This window comes from Agromyces sp. S2-1-8 (assembly GCF_021129215.1).
In the GTDB taxonomy this organism is placed as follows: domain Bacteria; phylum Actinomycetota; class Actinomycetes; order Actinomycetales; family Microbacteriaceae; genus Agromyces; species Agromyces chromiiresistens.
In genome coordinates this window covers 3,754,397-3,773,472 of record NZ_JAJOLP010000001.1, presented here as the reverse complement: position 1 = coordinate 3,773,472, position 19,076 = coordinate 3,754,397, and the positions used below count along the sequence as shown (strand labels likewise).

Genomic DNA, 19,076 nt, shown 5'->3' with positions numbered 1-19,076 from the left:
ACCGCAAAGCTATCCGAGATCGACAACCAATGGTGAACGAGATCTTCCTAGGCTGGCCACCGCGACGGCGACGGCGCCGCGCGAAGGAGGAACGATGACCGCGAACCGTCCAGCCCCTGCGGGCACCCGCCTCGGGGAGCTCTGGCGCATCCTGCCGGAGGAGTCGACGGCGAGCGCCGACGGCGTGCTCGAGATCGGCGGGGTCGCCGTCACCGAGCTCGCGGAACGGTTCGGCACGCCGCTGCACGTCTACGACGAGCAGGGGTTGCGCCGCCAGATCCGCCGGTTCGTCGAAGGGCTCCGAGACCGCTGGCCGAACTCCGAGGTGCTGTTCGCCTCGAAGTCGCTGCCTGCCGTCGGCATGTACCGGCTCGCGCACGAGGAGGGCCTCTCGATCGACATCGCAGGCGGCGGCGAGCTGCGGCTCGCGCTCGCCGCGGGCGTCGACCCCGAGCGCCTCTACTTCCACGGCAACGCGAAGACCGACGCCGAGCTCCGGCTCGCCCTCGACGCCGGCATCGGCGCGATCATCGTCGACAACGACGACGAGCTCGATCGGCTCGAGCGACTGCTCGACCGTCCACAGCGGCTCCTGCTCCGCGTCATCCCGGGCGTCGAGGCGAAGACGCACGCCTCGCAGGCGACGGGCGGACTGAACTCCAAGTTCGGGCTGCCCATCGACCAGGCCGCCCGGGCGATCGCGCGCATGCAGGCGCACCCGCTGATGGAGTTCGAGGGCGTGCACCTGCACATCGGCTCGCAGATCCTGGACGTCGCGCAGTTCGGCGAGGCGGTCGAGAAGATCTCGAGCGTCGGCACGTTCGGCACCTACGACGTCGGGGGCGGCCTCGGCATCGCCTACACGTACGACGAGGAGGCGCCGGAGGTCGCCGACTACCTCGACGCGATCGTCGCCGCAGCGCGGGCCCACCTGCCCGCCGACGCGAAGCTCATGATCGAGCCGGGCCGCTCGGTCGTGGCGCGCGCCGGCGTCACGCTCTACCGGGTGACGACCGTCAAGCGCACGGGCCGCACGTTCGTCGCGGTCGACGGCGGGCTCGCCGACCAGATGGACATCGCGCTCACCCAGCAGCGCTACGAGGCCGTCGTCGCCGACCGGCTGCTCGAGCCCTGGACGGAGTCCGCGCAGCTGGTCGGACGCCAGTGCGAATCGGGCGACCTCCTCGTCGACGGCGCCGCCCTGCCGGCCGCGCAGGTGGGCGACCTCGTCGTCATGGCGGCGACCGGCGCCTACGCCTACACGATGTCGAACAACTACAACGGCGCCCTCAAGCCCGCGATCGTGTTCGCGAGCGCGGGCGACGCCCGCCTCGTCACCCGCCGCGAGACCTACGACGACCTGCTCGCCACGCACGCGCCGGCCATGGCCGACGCATTCGTCTGAGGCATCCCCGACCGATCACCCCACCACGACAAGGAAGTCACCGATGATCGCACGCACCACCCTCCTGCTCGGCGCGACGGCCGTCGCCGTCGCCCTCGCCCTCACCGGCTGCTCGGGAGCCTCCGGCTCCGGGGCTGAGGCCGCAGCCGGCCCCGACCTGCCGGCCGGCGACGAGGTCTCGACGACCGTCGACGAGTCGCTGACCGATCTATTGCCCGACGACATCGTCGAGAAGGGCCGCATCGACGTCGCCGTCGACATTCCCTACCCGCCGATGGCGATGTACGGCGACGACAACCGCGAGATCGGCTTCGACCCCGAACTGGCGCGCCTCCTCGGCCAGAAGCTCGGCATCGACGTGTCGCTCAACAAGCAGGCCTTCGACTCGGTCATCCCGTCGCTGCAGGCCGACAAGAACGACCTCATCATGAGCGGCATGAACGACACCCCCGAGCGCGAGGAGACGCTGAGCTTCGTCGACTACACGTACGGCGGCTTCGCGATCGTCGTGCCCGAGGGCAACCCGAACGGCATCGGCACCCAGCAGGACCTGTGCGGCATGACGGTGTCGATCCAGAAGGCGACGGCGCAGGGCGAGATCCTGCGGTCGATGGACTGCGACGGCGACCCGGTCAACGTCACCGAGCTGCCGAGCGACCTCGACGCCCAGACGGCATTGCGCGCGGGAAAGAGCGACGCGTACGTCGCCGACGCCCTCGTCGCCGGCTACGTCGCCGACACCGTCGAGGGCGGTGACGCCTTCGACATCGTGCAGGACCCCGAGAACCCCGCCGGCTTCAGCCCGGTGTACAGCGGCATCGGCATCCTGAAGGACGAGGCCGAGCTCGTCGAGGCCGTGCGCCAGGCGCTGCAGGCGCTCATCGACGAGGGCACCTACCAGCAGGTGCTCGAGCGCAACAGCCTCGCCGACTACGGCGTGGAGGCCGCCGAGGTGAACCAGGGCGGCGAGGGATGACGGCCGTGGAGGCGCGGGGCGTCGCGCTCGCACCAGAGGCCACCGACGACGACGTCCGGGCCATCCCGCTCCGTCGTCCGTGGCGATGGATCAGCGCCGCCGTCGTGCTGCTGCTCGCCGCCGGGTTCGCGTACTCGGTGCTCACGAACCCGAACATCGACTTCGCGGCCATCGGCCAGTTCCTCGTCGACCCCCGCATCATCGACGGCGTCTGGCTGACGCTCCTCATCACGCTCGTCGCGATGGTCGTCTCGACGGTGCTCGCCGTCGTCATCGCGGCGATGCGGCTCTCGTCGAACCCCGTGCTGTCGAGCGTCGCGTGGTTCTACGTGTGGGCGTTCCGCGGTACCCCGCTGCTCGTGCAGATCGTGCTGTGGGGCTACCTCGGCCTCCTCTACGAGAAGCTCTCGATCGGCATCCCGTTCACCGACATCGTGTTCTGGCAGGCCGACACCAACCTGCTGATCACCGCGATGGTCGCCGGCATCCTCGCACTCACGCTCAACCAGGCGGCCTACTCCTCGGAGATCGTGCGAGCCGGCATGATCTCGGTCGACGAGGGGCAGCGCGAGGCGGCGTACTCGCTCGGCATGTCGCCGCTCTACACGTTCCGCCGGGTGCTGCTGCCGCAGGCGATGCGCGTGATCATCCCGCCCATGGGCAACGAGACGATCTCGATGCTCAAGAACACCTCGCTGCTCTCGGTCATCGCCGTGCTCGAGATCTACACGCAGGCGACGGTGATCTCGTCGCAGAACCTCAAGCAGGTGGAGCTGCTCATCGTCGCGAGCATCTGGTACCTGCTCATGACGAGCATCCTCTCGGTTCCGCAGTACTACCTCGAGCGGCGGTTCGGACGCGGCTCGAGCCGCAACCTGCCGCCGACGCCGTTCCAGCGCCTGCGCCAGGCGTTCGCATCGCGCCGGCCCGGCCCCGCGCCCGCGCCGGAGACGAAGGCGGTCAGCGCCGTATGAGCACCATCACCACCACCCGGACCGCGCAGGACGCCGCAGTGGACGCCCGCCCCCTCGTCGAGATCCGCCGCGTGCGCAAGAGCTTCGGCGCCCACCAAGTGCTGCGCGACGTCTCGCTCGCCGTGCCCGAGGGCACCGTGACCGTGCTGCTCGGCCCGTCGGGCTCGGGCAAGTCGACGCTGCTGCGCTGCATCAACCACCTCGAGTCGATCGACGGCGGCCGTATCATCGTCGACGGCGAGCTCATCGGCTACCGCCAGGCCGGGCACGACATCCATGAGATGACGCCGAAGCAGATCGCCCGCCAGCGACGCGAGATCGGCATGGTGTTCCAGCGGTTCAACCTCTTCCCGCACATGACGGCGCTCGAGAACATCGTCGAGGCACCGGTCGGCATCGCCGGCATGCCTCGGGCGAAGGCCCGCGCGAAGGCGACCGAGCTGCTCGACCGGGTCGGCCTCGCCGACTTCGCGGGGCACTACCCGGCGCAGCTGTCGGGCGGGCAGCAGCAGCGGGTCGCGATCGCCCGGGCGCTCGCGATGGGGCCGAAGCTCATGCTGTTCGACGAGCCGACCTCGGCGCTCGACCCCGAGCTCGTCGGCGACGTGCTGGACGTCATGCGCGAGCTCGCGAACGACGGCATGACGATGATCGTCGTCACGCACGAGATCGGGTTCGCGCGGGGCGTCGCCGACCAGGTCGTGTTCATGGACGGCGGCGTCGTGGTCGAGGCGGGCCGCCCCGAGGACGTGATCGACCGGCCGCAGCGGCAGCGCACGCGCGACTTCCTGGAGAGCGTGCGCTAGGGGAGCGCCGCCAGGAGGGCTCGGGCGACCGACCGCGAGGGGGAACGCGGCCGGTCGCCCATGATCGCGTGCGGGCTCGTCGCGCGACCCTGGCCGGATGCCTCGGCGGGCGCATCCGGCCGGCCGGTCACCGATCGGGGGAGTCGGCTCAGCCGAGTGCGACGAGCAGGCCCAGCAGCGAGCACGGCGATGAGCGCGGACGATCGCGGCGACGGGCATGGCGCTGAGCCGAGCGACCGCCGAGGCATCCGGCCGCCGCCTGCTCAGTGCGCGCTACGCGTTCTCGAGCTCGGCGATCACGACCTTCTTCTGCCGCATCATCACCTGGATCTGCTCGGGGCGCTTCGTCAGCTCGCCCATGTTCGCCGGGATGATCTGCCAGCTCACGCCGAACCGGTCCTTGCACCAGCCGCACTGCTCCGACTCGGGCACGTGCGAGAGCGCCGCCCAGTAGCGGTCGATCTCGGCCTGGTCGGCGCACGAGACGACGAACGAGATCGACTCGTTGAAGGTGAACAGCGGTCCGCCGTCGAGGCAGACGAAGTCGACCCCGTTCAGGGTGAACTGCCCGTTCAGCACCTTGCCGCTCATGCCTGCGAAGTGCTCGTCGAGCGACTCGTCGGGATACTCGTCGATGCGCGTGATGCGCGAGTTCGGGAAGACGCCGACGTAGTACTCCATCGCCTCGCGTGCCTGGTCGTCGAACCACAGGCACGGCTGGATGGGTGCGAGCTCGGCCATGTCGGAACCCCCTTGTTCGGCCCTTGCTTCCGGCGGCCACGATACGCCGGTCGGGTCGGTCGCGATACCGGGGGTGGCGGCTAGGCCGTGGACGCCTCGGCCGCCCGACGGCGTTCGAGGCCCTCGAGCAGCAGGTCGAGCCCGAACTCGAACTCGGTCTGGTCGTCGCACCAGCCGAGGGTCGAGTCGGGGTCGTCGTGCACGACGTCGGCGAGCATCGCGGCGAGGTGCGGGGCCAGCGCGGCGAACTCGGCGGGGTCGCCGGGCGGGTCGGCCGAGTTGTCGTCGTTGAGCTCCTGCACGTAGCCGTACATGCGGCTGCCGATCGCATGCAGTCCGTGGTGGATGAGGTCGTGCGAGAGCCCGCCGGCCCGCATGATGCCGACGACGCCGTCGGCGTACCGCACGGCGAGCACGCCCGGGGCACCGCGCGTGTTCATGAGGTTCGGCGCCCAGGGATGCCGCAGCAGCACCCGCCTCGCACCGAGGATCCGCGAGCGGAGCGCGGTCGGCCAGTCCGCGGCGTCCAGCTCGGTCGGCGGTGCGAAGCCGCCGATCTCGACCTCGACCTCGGCGAACACCTGCTCGACGAGTCCGTCGAGGATCGCGTGCTTGTTGGGCAGGTGGTAGTAGATCGACATCGCCTCGACGTCGAGCTCGTCGGCGAGGGCCCGCATCGTGAGGGCGTCGAGGCCGTCGCGGTCGGCGAGGCGCAGCGCGGTCTGCAGCACGCGCTCACGGCTGAGCGGGCTGCGCGTCGCGGTTCTGGCCATAGTTCACCGTACAACGTCAGGTAATCGGCTGGAGGGTCTGGACGTAGGCTCCGCGGCGGCGTATCTTACGACGTAAGACTTACGACGTAAGGGAGTGCATCATGTCCACCGCATCACGCCAGGGATCGACGTCCGACGCACCCGCCGCCACTCGCGGCGCCATGCGGGTCGCCCGTATCGACCGCTTCGGCGCGCCCGAGGTCGCGCGCGTCGTCGACGTGCCCCGCCCCGAGCCGGGGCCGGGGGAGCTGCTCGTGCGCGTACGGGCGTCGACCGTGAGCATCGCCGACCACCGCCTGCGCACCCGCCGGGTGCCGCGCGGGCTCGCGCTCGTCGTGGCGCCGACGATCGGGCTCTTCCGACCACGGCTGCGCGTGCTCGGCATGGATGCCGCCGGCGTCGTCGAGGCGGTCGGCGCGGGGGTCGTGCGATTCGCCGTCGGCGACGAGGTCGTCGTCATGCGCGGCTCGCGCATGGGGTGCCACGCCGAGTACGTCACGATCGCGGCCGACGGCGAGGTCGCCCGCAAGCCCGCGAACCTCTCGTTCGAAGAGGCCGTCGCCATCGTGTTCGGCGGACACACGGCGCTCCGCTACCTCGACCGCGTCGCGATCGGGCCGGGCAGCGAGGTGCTCGTGAACGGCGCCTCCGGCGCGGTCGGCTCGGCGGTCGTGCAGCTCGCGACGGCGCGCGGGGCCCGGGTCACGGCGGTCACGAGCGGACGCAACGCCGAGCTCGTGCGTTCGCTCGGGGCGTCTCGCGTCGTCGACCACACCCGCGAGGACTTCGCGGCGGGCGACGTCGACTCGGGGGCCGCGTCGGGCGGGCCGGCACGCTACGACGTGATCGTCGAATGCGTCGGCAACGCGCCGTTCGGCCGCGTCGCGCACCTGCTGCGTCCCGGCGGCGCGCTGCTGCTCGTGATCACCGACCTGGCCGGCATGCTGAGGGCGGGTCGGCAGGCGCGCCGGAGCGGGCTCGTCGTCGACCATCGCGGCGGCGAGCTGGGCGCCGACGGCATGGAGCGGCTCGTCGCCCTCGCCGAGACGGGCGCGCTGCGCCCCGTCATCGATCGCACGTACGCGCTCGACGAGATCGTCGAGGCCCACCGCTACGTCGACGGCGGGCACAAGCGTGGGAGCGTCGTGCTGCGCATGGGCTGAACCGCCGGCGACATGCAATCGTGGGGTTGCGCTCCGATCCACCTTGTGCAACTATGAAGTTGCAGGTGATCGATCGATCGCCGAGACATCCACTGCAGCATCCGCTGGAAGGAGCGCGACCATGGTGAGTCAGACCCGCAACGAGGCATCCGTCGTCGACGAGGGCGCATTCACGGTGCGACGCACGATCCGCATCGCCGCACCGATCGAGAAGGTGTGGCGCGCGGTCACCGAGCCCGAGCACATCTCGCGGTGGTTCGGGCAGACGGTGCTCGACGGCGCCGGTACCGGCGCGACCGGAACGATGACGTTCGAGGGGTACGGCGTGATTCCGATCCGCGTCGAGGCGATCGACGCCCCGCGCAGCGTGGCGTACCGCTGGGGCAACGACGACGCGGTGCGCCGTGCGGGCGGCGCGATCGACGAGACGACCACGACCGTCTTCACGTTCACCCTCGACGAGGTCGACGACGGCACCGAGCTCACGGTCGTCGAGACCGGGTTCGACCGCACGAGCGACCCGGCGGCGAACATGGCCGACCACGCCGAGGGCTGGGTCTCCGAACTCGACAAGCTCGTCGCCCTGCTCGAGGGCGACGCATGAGCACTGCGACGCTGGTTCCCGTGTTCGCGGCGCTCGGCGACGAGACGCGCTGGAGCATCCTCGCGGCACTCGGCGAGGGGGATGCCTCGGCGTCGGCCCTCGCCGGGCGCCTGCCGGTGTCGCGGCAGGCGATCGCGAAGCACCTCGCCGTGCTGCAGGAGGTCGGGGTGGTCGAGCCCGTGCGCGTCGGGCGCGAGGTGCGCTACCGCGTGCTCGGAGCGTCGCTCAGCGCCACGGCGGCACGCCTCGACGCGGTGGGGCGCGAGTGGGAGCGCCGCCTGGCCGCGATCAAGGAGATCGCGGAGGGGCTGTGACGGCTCTCCGGCTTCTCGAAGATGCCCCTGGGTATTCCCGGGTCGGCGAACCGTCGGGCGTGGTCGAGACCGTGCCCGCGCCCGCCGGGTCGACTCGCTCGAGTTCGTCGAGCAGCGCACCGCTCGAGGCATCCCGCCGGATCGAGGCGCCCAGCCGCTCGGCCGCGAGTCGGACGCGCCCGTCGCCCAGCACCTCGGCGACCGCCCTCGCGATGCGCGGCGACGCGGCGCGACGCGGCACGGCGAGGCCGGCGCCCCGCTCCGTGACCCGTACGGCGTTGTCGACCTGATCTCGTCCGTGGTGCAGGATCACGAGCGGGCGGCCCGCCGCGAGCGCCTTCATGACGGTGCCGTGCCCGCCGTGCGTCACGACGACGCTCGCGGCGTGCATCGCCGCGGCATGCGGGGCGGATGCCTCGACGACGACGTTCTCGGGAGCCCGGAGCTCACCGGGCTCGATCGAGGGCCCCGTCGTCACGAGCCCCCGCACGGGCAGCGCGCCGAGCGCGTCGACGATGCGCTGCAGGCAGTCGGCCTGGTTCTGGAAGGTCGACGACATCGCGACGAGCACGAGCGGCGCGTCACCGGGCGGCGGCGTCCACTCGGGGTCCGCCGCCCAGGCGGGATCATCGAGCACGGGGCCGACGAACCGCACGTTCGGGCCGAACGCACCGGCGAAGTCGAACTCGGCCGTGGTCAGCACGAGCTCGCGTCGCGCGCGGTGCAGCTGGTCCCACGTGGTGCCGATCGGGGCGAGGCCGTGGACCGCACGCACGTCGTTGAGCGCCGCGAGCGTGTAGCGGTCGAGGAGCCGCGTCGTGCCGCTCGACGCCACCCGGTCGCGCAGGCCGCCGAGCGGGCCGGCCATCGGCTTCAGGCCGGCACCGCCCGGCGGGCGCCCCGGAGCGGGCGCGATGTAGATGTTCGGCATGAGCACGTCGAACGGGATGCCTCGAGCCTCGGCGCCGATCATCGCGCCGACCGTGAAGAACGTGGTGACGACGAGGTCGGGGCGCGCCGCGTCGATGGCCGCGACGATGTCGTCGGCCTGGCCGGCCGCCGGGCCGGCGAGGTAGTGCTCGGCCATGCCGCGCGCCATCTCGAATGGATTGCGGATCGCCCAGTCGCGGTACAGGCCGGCGGGCGCGGCGCTCCAGGTGCGGACGTCGGCGCCGGTGCCGCGGGCCGCCTCGAGCATGCTCGCGTCGACGATCGCGGTGACGCGGTGCCCGCGCTCGACGAGTCGGCGCACGACCCCGAGCTCGACCGGAACGGTGCCGCCGCCGTCGGCGAGCGCGACGAGGTACGCGTGCGAGGCGGTGGCCGGCGCCCGGGCGTTCATGGGCGCGAGCCTACGGGGGTGGCCGTGCCGAGGCATCCGGGCTGACGCTGAGCCGCGGCACGGCCCCGCATCACCCGCCGAACACGCCGAGTTCCCAGATCGAGTAGCCGTAGTCGGTCGTACGCTCGGTGCACAGCACGCGCACGTACCTGGCGCTCGTCGGTGCGAAGGCGGCCGTGTCGAGTCCGCCGTCGCCCGACGTCGTCGACCACGCCGTGCGCCAGTTCTGGCCGTCGTCGGAGAGCTGCACGTCGTACTTCTTCGCGGCCGAACGCTCCCAGTTCACCGTGACCCGGCTGATCGGCAGCGACTCGCCGAGGTCGACGCGCAACCACTGCGGGTTCACGCCCCAGTTGCCGCTCGCCCAGCGGGTGCTGCCCTTGCCGTCGACTGCGCGCCCGGGGGCGTAGCTCGTGAACGGGTTCCACTCGCTCGAGCTCGCCGTCGCCGGCTTGCCGGTGGCGAGATTCTGCGTGCTCTCGTGGTCGAGCGTCGCCTGCCAGGTCTGCAGGTACGACTCGGCGCCCGACATGAGGTCGTCGACGAGGGCCTGCCCGCCGCCGGCGAGCCGCAGCTGCTCGATGTAGTCGGGGGTGAGGCCCGAGTGCGCGAACCCGTCGGTGTTGATGTCGAACGTGCGCTCGCCGCTCACCTGCCGGTCGACCGTGGTGCGGCCGTCGGCCGCGGTGAACGGGTACGAGACCGGCACGGGCGCGGTTCCTCCCGCCGGGTGGCTGCCGACGCCGTTGAAGTCGAGGCCGAAACCGTAGCCCTTGCCGTACTGCTCGCGCAGCGCGGCGCTCGCGCGCCATTCGCCGAGGAAGCCCTCGGCCGCATGCGGGTAGCCCGTCTTGAAGCCGCCGAGCCGGTAGAGGCGCTCGGTCCAGGTGTCGTCCATCCAGCTGTGGCTCGAGAGCACGCCGGGGTAGTCCTCGGCCTCGAGGATGTCGAGGGCACGGCCCGCGGCCTTCACGCTCATGTGATCGAGCTCGATCATCATGCTGCGCGACATCGCCGCGCGCAGGGCGTACTCGCCGAGCGAGGTGAGGCCGCGGGTGTTGCACTGCGCCCCCGACGGGTAGGTGGGCGGGTCGGCGCCGGGCAGCTCCTCGGGCACCTCGGCGTTGCCGATCGGGTTGTCGTGCGCGGGCCCGGTGCAGGCTTCGGTCTGCCAGTACGTGCCGGTCGAGTAGAACTGTCCGACGTTGATGATCGTGCCCTGCGTGCCGGTGTCGAAGCGCACGCCGCAGAGCGCGTTGTCGAACTTGTGGCAGAGGAACATGCTCGACACGCCCATCGCCTTGAACTCGTCGAGGCCGCGATCGATGTCGGCCTTCGAGCACTGCGCGACGTCGAGGATCATCTTGCAGCCGAACGGCTCACTCATCTCGACGCCGATGACGACGGCGAGCCGGCCGCTCTCGATGACCTCCCGCGCCTCGTCGGGGGTCGTCACGATGCGGAAGAAGCCCTTGCCGGGGCCGCCGTAGATGCCGTCGATGTACGACTCCATCTCGCGCACCTTCTGCGCTTCGAGGCGGATCGCGCCCATCTCGTCGCACGAGCGGTCCTTCGGCATGATCGGCAGCGAGCAGATCACGCCGTTCGTGACGAGGTCGTTGACGAGCACGCGCTGGCCTGCTCGCCACGAGCGCTCGATCCAGGCGTAGTACGAGGCCTGGTGGCTCATCGAGGTGGTCTTCGGCCAGTCCTCGAACGTCGGCCAGCCGACCGGGTCGTGGTGGCCGTCGGGGTCGCTCGTGAGGTTCTCGAAGAGGGCGCCGCTGCCGTCGGGGTAGTGCTCGGGGCAGTCCTTCAGGGCGTCGGCGACGCCGTTCGGCGAGAACGGGGCGCCGCAGATCATGCGGCCGCCGAAGCCCTCGTTGGAGTTGAGGTGGGTGTGCGAGTCGATGAAGCCGCGCACTTCGCCGCCGGGTGCGCCGGTGATCGGGGCCCCGGTGACGTTGAGCTCGACGTCGACGGCCGGGCGGGCGGGGGCATCCCACCAGTTCTCGGCGGCTTCCGCCGGAGCGACGGGGATGGTGATGAGCAGTGCGCCGATCGCGGCGATGCCGAGGATGGAGCGGATGGAGCGTCGTCGCCGACGGTCGGCGAGCGGTGTTGCGGCGGATCTCGAGTGAACGTGGTGCGCCATGTGAGCCTCCTTGCTCGATGGCACGCAGCGTATTGTGGGTCGATCGTCCCAGTCAAGCGTCCCAGAGTATTCGCGTGGGGCTCGGTCGGCTCATGCGGCGGTGAATGCCCCGAGCACGACCGCGATCGTCGCGTCGGCTGCGTCCTGCCAGGCGACGCCGTCGAGCAGGTCGTCGGTCGCGAGCGCGGCGACGCCGTGCACCGCGGCGAAGACGACCAGCGCCTGGCGCTCCACGTCGCCCTCGCGGATCTCGCCCTTCGCCTGTGCCTCGGTGATGAGCGCCACGACCGCGGCCATGCTCGCGCGGCTGACCTCGAGCAGTCGGGGGGAGGCGTCGGCGTGGTGCTTCGCCTTGTACATGAGGTCGAGGATCGCCGGGTGCTCGACCGCGAAGCCGATGTAGGCGAGGCCGGCCGCGCGCAGCCGCCCGTCGAAGCCCGGCTCGGTCGCGACAGCGGCCTCGAGCGCCGTGTTCATGCGCTCGAAGCCGGTGACGGCGATCGCGTCGAGCAGGGCGGTGCGGTCGGCGAAATGGCGGGCGGATGCCCCGTGGCTGACGCCGACGTCGCGCGCGAGCTGCCGGAGCGAGAGGGCGTCGAGGCCGTCGGCGTCGATCGTCTCCCAAGCGCGGGTGAGGAGCTCCTGGCGCAGGTTGCCGTGGTGGTACGCGCGTTCGGTCACCCCTGCACCCTATCCGAAAGTAGGCATTGACAACAATGCTGGCACTGTCTACATTTGCGGTTATGACCACCGACTTCACCGGAACCACCGCTCTCATCACCGGCGCGAGCTCGGGCCTCGGCTCCGAGTTCGCGACGCGACTCGCCCGCCGCGGCGCCGACGTCGTACTGGTCGCCCGCCGCGACGACCGGCTGCGCGACCTCGCCCGGCGCATCGAGCACGAGCACGGCGTGACGGCGACGCCGATCGCGCTCGACCTCGCGCGACCCGACGCCGCGTCGACGCTGCGGGCCGAACTCGAGGGGCGGGGCATCCGCGTCCAGACGCTCGTCAACAACGCCGGCTTCGGCATGAAGGGCGGCTTCGCCGAGGCGGATGCCTCGCGCATCGCCGAGCTCGTCCAGGTGAACGTCGCCGCGCTCGTGTCGATCACCCGCGAGTTCCTGCCCGACATGGTGCGCGACGGACGCGGTGCGCTCGTGAACATCGCGAGCACCGCGGCGTACCAGCCGTGCCCGAACATGGCGGTCTACGGAGCGTCGAAGGCCTTCGTGCTGAGCTTCACCGAGGCGCTCGCGTACGAGACGAGGAGCTCCGGCCTGCGCGTGCTCGCGCTGAGCCCCGGAGCCACGCGGACCGAGTTCTTCGACGTCGTGGGCACCGAGAACGCGGCGGTCGGCCGCTTCCGCACGACCGAGCAGGTCGTCTCGCTCGCCCTGCGTCGCCTCGACCGGCGCCGCACTCCCGCGAGCGTCGTCTCGGGCCGGGCCAACGCGCTGACCAGCAGGCTCGTCGGGTTCATGCCCCGAAGGCTCGCGCTGGGCGCCAGCGGGCGCGTCCTGTCGTCGTCGCGGTGACGATCGGCGCGTCAGCCCGTCGTGGTGAAGTCGCTCGTCACCGCACCGAACGGGAAGGGGAACCAGAGGCTGCCGCCCTGGTCGAGCACCTGCTGCACCGGCAGCATCCAGAACCACACCAGGCTGATGACGATCGAGCCGAGCGCGATCGAGATGATGACCACCCGGGTGCGGTCGAGCGAGCGCAGCGCGGCGAGCGGATCGGGACGCCGCGCGGCGGCCCCGAGCCCGACGAAGAAGGCGACGGCCATCGCGGCGACCACGATCCAGCTCGGACCGAGCGTGTACGTCTGGCACTGCGCGGCGGAGACGTCGCCGGTCTGCGCCGGGCAGGCGCTGCGGCTCGCGTGCGTGAGCGCGCCGTAGACGATCGCGGCGAACGCGCCGCTCAGCAGCAGCCCGCGAACCCGGAGCAGCAGCATCGCCCACCTCGGCGGCTCGGACTTCCGGGCGGGCGGCGACGTCGGTGCGTTCGCGGGCGCGGCTGCGTCGGTCATCGGACTCCGTTCTGCGGTCAGCCCATGTTGGCAGCGCACCGGTTGCGGTCGCAACGGTTTCCGCCTGCCGGGATGACGGCGGCTCGGCCTACGCTCGAGAGATGACGACCGATCGCGACATCGCCCGCTGGAGGCTGCGATCGCAGTCGCTCGCCACGCCCCGCGACGACGCCGAGCAGGTCGTGCGATCGCTGCTCGCCCTGCAGGCCGAGAACGCCTCGCAGTCGGCGTGGGCGGTCGCGACGCGCACCTCGGCGCCCGAGGCCGCCGACCTCGCCGATGCGCTCGCGTCGGGGCGCGTCATCCGCACCCATGTGCTGCGGCCGACCTGGCACTACGTGCACGCCGACGACGTGCGCTGGCTCCTCGAGCTGACGGCGCCGCGGGTGCTGCCGGTGTTCGACCAGCAGCTGACGCAGGTGGCCGATCGCATGACGGCGATCGCCGACACGATCGAGCGGGTGCTCGGCGAGGCATCCGATCGCACCAGGGCCGACCTCGGCGCCGCGCTCGCCGAACGCGGAACCGAGCTCACGGGGCAGCAGCTCATGCTCGTCGTCGGCAAGCTCGAGATGCTCGGGCTCGTCTGCAGCGGTGCGCCGCGCGACGGCGAGCACACGTACGCGCTCATGAGCGAGCGGGTGCCGCCCGCGCGTCCGTTCGATCGCGACGAGGCGCTCGCCGAACTCGCGCTGCGCTACTGCACGTCCCACGGCCCGGCGACCGAGCGCGATCTCGCGTACTGGGCGACGCTCACCGTCACCGACGCGCGCCGCGGCATCGCCGCTGCCGCCGACCGGCTCGAGTCGTTCGAGCACGACGGGCGCACCTTCTGGCACGCACGCGGCGGTCCGGCCGCGGGGGCGCTCGTACCGGCCGGTCACCTGCTGCAGGTGCTCGACGAGATGTACCGCGGCTACCAGGACTCGCGTTGGGTCATCGACTCCGAGGGGGTCGTGCCGCGCGAGCGCGAGACGGCGATCGGCATGGCCCTCGTCGACGCCCAGCTCGTCGCGGCGATGAAGCGCACGGTCACTGCGAAGGCGGTCACCTTCGCGCTGCGGCCGCATCGGGCGCTCGACGCGCGCGAGCGGCAGGCGATCGACGACGCTGCCGCGCGCTACGCCGCCTTCCTCGGGCTCGAACCCCGCGTGACGTTCGACGCCGCCTGAGCGACGTGCTCAGGCGGTGACCCACGACGGGTCGGCGAACAGCTGCTCGAGTTCGCCGACGAGGCGCGCGGTGTGGAATCCGTCGGCCGACGCGTGGTGGATCTGCACCGCCAGCGGCAGCAGCGTGCGCCCGTCGCGCTCGACGTACCGGCCGAGCGTGAAGATCGGCGCGAAGTGGTTCGAGCCGCCGTCGAGCTGGAGCGTGAACCCGGTGAAGCTCGCCCACGGGATGCTCGAGACGTCGAAGCCGTTCGCGGGCAGGCCGCCCTGCGGGAACATCTCGGTCGCCGACGACGCACTCGCGAGCACCTCGGCCGCCGCGTCGTGGAACCGCGCGAAGTCGGCGTCGTACGGCACCGACACCGCGGCGAAGGTCTCGCGCTCGGGGTTGAACACCGTGAACGCGGGCTGCACGACCGGCCACGTCGCCGGTGCCCCGTCGTCGGTGAGCGTCATGCGGAACTCGGGATGCCGGTTGACGACGTTCGCGATCGCCCAGATCTGCGCCGGATAGGTCTTGCGGGTCGAGGCGCGCAGCGCCGCGACGAACGCGGTCGCGTCGATCTCGACCGTCATCGCGTAGGTGCAGGGCACGCGGTGCCGGTAGTGCTCGAAGGCCTCGCGGCGGGGCCAGCTGTCGAGGTCGATCGGGGTGGGCGTCGGCATGCGTTCGATCCTTCCACGCCGACCCCGCCGATCGACGTCGCTCAGGGCGTGCGCCGCCGGAAGACGTCGAACAGCACCTTGAGCGTCAGCAGCCCCGAGACGATCACGAGGAGGTAGCCGAAGAGCTGGTAGAGCGTGAAGTCGGGCGCGACCTCCGGCCCGCCGTCGCTGACGAGCAGCATCGCCGCCATGATGCCGAACACCCCCGCGAGGAACGCGACGGCGACGAGGTTCACGAGATCGCGCACGAGCGAGCGGTCGCGACGGTCGGCGAACAGGCGCACGTTGAACGAGAGGCGTCCGTCGGCGAGCGCCGCGCTGATGCGGTCGGCGCGCCGGGGCATGCGGCGCAGCATCGGCAGCAGGCCGCCGATCTCGTCGACGGCGGTCGAGAAGAGCGCCGACGGGCGCGTCGCCTCGGCGACCCGGGTCTTGGCGAAGCCCTCCGCCTCGGTGAGCAGGTCGAACCCGGGCTTCACGAGGCGGAGCGTCCCCTCGAGCGTGCCGATGGCGCGGAACGCTGCGGCGAGATCGCCGGGCACCGCGATGCGGTTCTCGGCGAGAAGTCGCACCATCTCGGTCACGACGGTGGCATCGACCGTGCCGCCCGCGCCGAGCCGGCGCGACATGAACGCCCCGATCCGCCGGCGCAGGGCGACCTCGTCGAGGTCGTCGGGGAGCTCGACCAGCCCGATCAGTGCGTCGCCGAAGCTGCGGGCGTCGCCGCGGTAGAACGCGAGCAGCACCTCCCCGATCTGGCGCCGGAGTTCGGAGTCGAGCCGCCCGATCGAACCGAAGTCGAGCAGCACGATCTCGCCCGAGTCGACGATCACGATGTTGCCGGGGTGCAGGTCGGCGTGGAAGACGCCGTCGTCGATGATCTGCGTCATGGCCGAGGAGAAGAGACGGTCGGCCAGTTCGGCGCGCTCGTCGCCGGAGCGTCCCTGCAGGGCAGCCGGATCGCTGAGCGTGCGGCCTTCGACGAGGTCCATCACGAGCACGCGCTCACCGCTGAGCTCGGCGTGGTGGCGGGGCACGCTGACGCGCTCCCGCGCCGGATGCGTCGCGAGCGTCGCGCGCATCGCCGCCATGTTCGCCGCCTCGATGCGGTAGTCGAGCTCCTCGCGGAGGTTCGCGGCGAAGGCCTCGGCGAGCCCGCGTACGCCGAGCGACCGGCCCCACTCCGTCGACCGGTCGAGCTGGTCGGCGAGGCGCAGCACGATGTCGAGGTCGCGGTCGACGAGCGGCACGATGCCAGGACGCTGCACCTTCACGGCGACGGGCTCACCCGACGCGAGCGTCGCCCGGTGCACCTGCCCGATGGATGCCGCGGCGAGCGGGGTCTCGTCGAAGGCACCGAACACGTCGCCCATCGGCCGCGGCAGTTCGGCCTCGAGCAGGGCGCGCACCTCGGCCCATTCGGCCGGGGGCACCCGCTGCTGCAGCCGGCTGAGCTCGGCGACGAACTCGGGCGGCAGTACGTCGCTGCGCGTCGAGAGCACCTGGCCGAGCTTCACGAACGCGCCACCGGCGTCCTCGAGCGCGGCCCGAAGGGCGATGGCCTGCCGGGTGCGCTCGGCGTGGCCGGCGGCCGTCGGCTCGGCGTTGGGCCGGAACGGCACGAGTCCATGTCGAACGGCGATGCGCGAGATCTCGGTGTAGCGGCGGGTGCGCGCGGCGCTGCGCCGCAACGACGGCAGCCACTGGTCAGGCCGCTGGATGGATCCGGGCGGCACGATGATCTCGGCGATCACCAGGAACGCGACCGCCGCGAACATGACGATGCCGAGCTGCACCGGCAGGAGCGCGGCACTGTAGTCCTGCTTGCCCCAGACGACCTGCGACTCGAACCCGACCTCGGCGGCGAGGCCGACGAACCCCGCGATCACGATGCGCACGATGCCGACCCGCACGCCGAGCACGCGCCGGACGAACGCGGTCAGCACGGCCAGGAACAGCAGCGTGAGCGCGACCATGAGCGCCACGTTGAGCAGCACGTCGCCGACGTTCATCCCCGACTCCCGCCTGCGGCCGGGCGGCCGCCACCGCTCACGCTAGCCAACGCGGCGCGAAGCCGGCGCTGCACACGGCGTGGGACTCAGACGACCATCGAAAGTTGGACCCGCAACGCCGCGTTCGCACGTTGACGAACGGTCGACGCGAGTCGTCGGAACATCCGGGGCGCGCAGGCACCGTCGGTAGACTCGACGCCGGCTCCAGGCATCCGTCTCGCCACTCGGCCGCAGCGCGCCGAACGCACCCCGACCCCCGAAACCGAGGACCCTCGTGAGCCTGATCCGCCTGAACGACGTGAGCATCGAGTTCGACGGGCGGCCCGTGCTGAAAGAGGGATTCCTCAAGCTCAAGAAGGGCGACCGCGTCGGGCTCATCGGCAAGAACGGCACCGGCAAGTCGAGCCTGCTCGAGGTCGTGCTCGGCCGCCGCGAGCCGTCGGGCGGCACGCGCGACGCCACGCTCGGCACGACGATCGGGTACTTCTCGCAGTTCTCCGAGCTCGACGGCGAGCAGAGCATCCAGCAGACCCTGAGCGCCCACTTCGCCGACGTGCACGAGACGCAGGCCCGTCTCGACGAGATCGCGCTCGCGCTCGCCGAGCCCATGGGCGACGACGAGATGACGCGCCTCCTCACCGAGCAGGGCGAGCTGTTCGAGCGCATGGACCACATCGGCGGCTGGACCTACGAGACCACGATCGACACGGTGCTCACCCGGCTCGGCTTCGACGACGAGCGGCGCGCCCTGCCGGTCGATCGGCTCTCGGGCGGATGGCGAAACCGGGCGGCGCTCGCGCTCATCCTCGTGCAGGCGCCCGACGTGCTGCTGCTCGACGAGCCGACGAACTTCCTCGACCTCGACGGCGTCAAGTGGGTCGAGAACTGGCTGCAGACGTTCGCGGGCGCCGTGCTCGTCGTGTCGCACGACCGGCAGTTCCTCGACGGCGTCGTCGACCGAATCATCGAGATCGAGAACTATCGACTGCAGGAGTACGAGGGCGACTACTCGGCCTACGTGCACGCCAAGCAGTCGCGGCTCAAGATGCTCGAGAAGCAGTTCGCGCACGAAGAGGAGCTGCTCGCGTACGAGCAGGCCGCCGCGTCCGCCCGTCGCGAGGCGGCGCGCAACCCGTCGAACGCCGTCGCGCGCCGGCTCGCCGACATCAAGAAGCGGCAGGCGCCCCGCCCCATCGACCAGATCATCACCTCGATCTACGACGGGCTCAAGGTCTCGAACGACCTGCTCACCGTGACCGGGCTGACGAAGGGCTTCGGCGGCGACCCGCTCTTCGAGGGCGTGTCGTTCGACCTGCAACGCGGCGACCGGGTCGCGATCATCGGTTCGAACGGCTCGGGCAAGTCGACCCTGCTCGACGTGCTCACCGAGGATGCCGCGGCCGACGCGGGCTCGGTGCGCTGGGCGAAGGGCGCGCGGTTCGTGTCGTACAACCGGGTCTACGCCGAGCTCGACCTGACCGACACCGTGGGCCACGCCGTGAACGCCTACCCCGACTCGCTCGCGTTCACGGCGACGAAGAAGAGCGTCGCCCGGTTCCTCGCGATGCTGCAGTTCTCCGACGCCGACCTGCAGCAGAAGATCGGCAACCTCTCGGGCGGCCAGCGGGCGCGCGTGGCGATCGCCCAGTGCCTGCTCTCGGGTGCGGCCGTGATCGTGCTCGACGAGCCGACGAACCACCTCGACATCACCTCGACGCAGGTGATGGAGCGCGCGCTCACGCACTTCCCGGGCGCCGTGGTCGTGGTGTCGCACGACCGGTTCTTCGTCGACAAGCTCGCCGACCGCCTGCTCGTGTTCGAGGGCGGCGGGCGCGTCGTCGAGAAGCCCGCGACCGGAGCGCTGTAGGGCCGGCAACCCACGGCGCCCGCGGCCGTCGACCGGGGCACGCCCGCGATGTCGGCCGCGACACGCAACGG

The 19,076-nt window shown here is 71.4% G+C and carries 18 protein-coding genes; 10 read left to right on the top strand and 8 right to left on the bottom strand.

All coding sequences use genetic code 11. The features are described from left to right. Positions 1-94: 94 nt before the first annotated feature. From lysA to LR269_RS17135, 4 genes are read left to right on the top strand one after another with little or no spacing between them, the layout of a single operon-like run. The gene (gene lysA, locus LR269_RS17150; RefSeq protein WP_231431965.1) at positions 95-1,405 is read left to right on the top strand and encodes a diaminopimelate decarboxylase; all 1,311 of its coding nucleotides are present in this window, start codon (positions 95-97) and stop codon (positions 1,403-1,405) included. A gap of 43 nt (positions 1,406-1,448) precedes the next feature. Then, entirely contained in the window at positions 1,449-2,381 is a 933-nt protein-coding gene (locus tag LR269_RS17145; RefSeq protein ID WP_231431964.1) for an ABC transporter substrate-binding protein, read from the top strand. Next, positions 2,378-3,355, top strand: coding sequence for an amino acid ABC transporter permease (locus LR269_RS17140; protein ID WP_231431963.1), 978 nt, complete (start codon positions 2,378-2,380; stop codon positions 3,353-3,355). Before LR269_RS17145 ends, LR269_RS17140 begins: the two co-directional genes overlap by 4 nt. Beyond that, on the top strand, positions 3,352-4,161 hold the full coding sequence (locus LR269_RS17135) for an amino acid ABC transporter ATP-binding protein (RefSeq protein ID WP_231431962.1): 810 nt from the start codon (positions 3,352-3,354) through the stop codon (positions 4,159-4,161). Before LR269_RS17140 ends, LR269_RS17135 begins: the two co-directional genes overlap by 4 nt. Positions 4,162-4,434: 273 nt before the next feature. Here LR269_RS17135 and LR269_RS17130 read toward each other — a convergent pair whose 3' ends face one another. Next, positions 4,435-4,902 carry a VOC family protein gene (locus LR269_RS17130; RefSeq protein WP_231431961.1) on the bottom strand — a complete coding sequence of 156 codons (468 nt, stop codon included), beginning with the start codon at positions 4,900-4,902 and terminating at the stop codon, positions 4,435-4,437. Between the two features lie 80 nt (positions 4,903-4,982). Further along, positions 4,983-5,675 carry a TetR/AcrR family transcriptional regulator gene (locus tag LR269_RS17125; RefSeq protein WP_231431960.1) on the bottom strand — a complete coding sequence of 231 codons (693 nt, stop codon included), beginning with the start codon at positions 5,673-5,675 and terminating at the stop codon, positions 4,983-4,985. A gap of 101 nt (positions 5,676-5,776) precedes the next feature. Between LR269_RS17125 and LR269_RS17120 the strand changes: the two genes are divergently transcribed. The 3 genes from LR269_RS17120 (at position 5,777) to LR269_RS17110 (ending at position 7,756) form a co-directional block, all read left to right on the top strand. Next, positions 5,777-6,838: an NAD(P)-dependent alcohol dehydrogenase gene (locus LR269_RS17120; RefSeq protein WP_231431959.1), complete on the top strand. Its 1,062-nt coding sequence runs from the start codon at positions 5,777-5,779 to the stop codon at positions 6,836-6,838. Positions 6,839-6,959: 121 nt separating this feature from the next. Continuing rightward, positions 6,960-7,442, top strand: coding sequence for an SRPBCC domain-containing protein (locus LR269_RS17115; protein WP_231431958.1), 483 nt, complete (start codon positions 6,960-6,962; stop codon positions 7,440-7,442). Continuing rightward, positions 7,439-7,756: a metalloregulator ArsR/SmtB family transcription factor gene (locus LR269_RS17110; protein ID WP_231431957.1), complete on the top strand. Its 318-nt coding sequence runs from the start codon at positions 7,439-7,441 to the stop codon at positions 7,754-7,756. The genes LR269_RS17115 and LR269_RS17110 overlap by 4 nt, the downstream gene beginning before the upstream one ends. On the opposite strand, the gene LR269_RS17105 is transcribed toward LR269_RS17110, so the two are convergent. The 3 genes from LR269_RS17105 to LR269_RS17095 all read right to left on the bottom strand — a co-directional run bounded on the left by LR269_RS17105 (position 7,731) and on the right by LR269_RS17095 (position 11,934). Then, positions 7,731-9,098 (bottom strand): glycosyltransferase, encoded by a 1,368-nt coding sequence (locus LR269_RS17105; RefSeq protein ID WP_231431956.1) that lies wholly within the window; start codon positions 9,096-9,098, stop codon positions 7,731-7,733. The two genes, LR269_RS17110 and LR269_RS17105, sit on opposite strands and share 26 nt — an antisense overlap. Before the next feature lie 70 nt (positions 9,099-9,168). After that, positions 9,169-11,253 carry a discoidin domain-containing protein gene (locus LR269_RS17100; RefSeq protein ID WP_231431955.1) on the bottom strand — a complete coding sequence of 695 codons (2,085 nt, stop codon included), beginning with the start codon at positions 11,251-11,253 and terminating at the stop codon, positions 9,169-9,171. A 90-nt stretch (positions 11,254-11,343) separates the two neighbouring features. Then, entirely contained in the window at positions 11,344-11,934 is a 591-nt protein-coding gene (locus tag LR269_RS17095) for a TetR/AcrR family transcriptional regulator (RefSeq protein ID WP_231431954.1), read from the bottom strand. 62 nt (positions 11,935-11,996) lie between these two features. Between LR269_RS17095 and LR269_RS17090 the strand changes: the two genes are divergently transcribed. Further along, complete coding sequence (locus LR269_RS17090) at positions 11,997-12,791, top strand: SDR family oxidoreductase (protein ID WP_231431953.1); 795 nt, start codon at positions 11,997-11,999, stop codon at positions 12,789-12,791. An 11-nt stretch (positions 12,792-12,802) separates the two neighbouring features. Here the strand turns inward: LR269_RS17090 and LR269_RS17085 are convergent, their stop codons facing one another. Continuing rightward, complete coding sequence (locus tag LR269_RS17085) at positions 12,803-13,288, bottom strand: hypothetical protein (RefSeq protein ID WP_231431952.1); 486 nt, start codon at positions 13,286-13,288, stop codon at positions 12,803-12,805. A 101-nt stretch (positions 13,289-13,389) separates the two neighbouring features. On the opposite strand from LR269_RS17085, the gene LR269_RS17080 reads away from it, so the two are divergent. Further along, entirely contained in the window at positions 13,390-14,460 is a 1,071-nt protein-coding gene (locus LR269_RS17080; protein WP_231431951.1) for a winged helix DNA-binding domain-containing protein, read from the top strand. 9 nt (positions 14,461-14,469) lie between these two features. Here the strand turns inward: LR269_RS17080 and LR269_RS17075 are convergent, their stop codons facing one another. Beyond that, positions 14,470-15,126 carry a CatA-like O-acetyltransferase gene (locus tag LR269_RS17075; protein ID WP_231431950.1) on the bottom strand — a complete coding sequence of 219 codons (657 nt, stop codon included), beginning with the start codon at positions 15,124-15,126 and terminating at the stop codon, positions 14,470-14,472. 41 nt (positions 15,127-15,167) lie between these two features. Next, positions 15,168-17,138, bottom strand: a complete 1,971-nt coding sequence (locus tag LR269_RS17070; protein WP_231431949.1) for an AarF/ABC1/UbiB kinase family protein — start codon at positions 17,136-17,138, stop codon at positions 15,168-15,170. A gap of 274 nt (positions 17,139-17,412) precedes the next feature. Between LR269_RS17070 and LR269_RS17065 the strand changes: the two genes are divergently transcribed. Beyond that, positions 17,413-19,005: an ABC-F family ATP-binding cassette domain-containing protein gene (locus tag LR269_RS17065; protein ID WP_231431948.1), complete on the top strand. Its 1,593-nt coding sequence runs from the start codon at positions 17,413-17,415 to the stop codon at positions 19,003-19,005. The last annotated feature ends 71 nt before the right edge of the window (positions 19,006-19,076 follow it).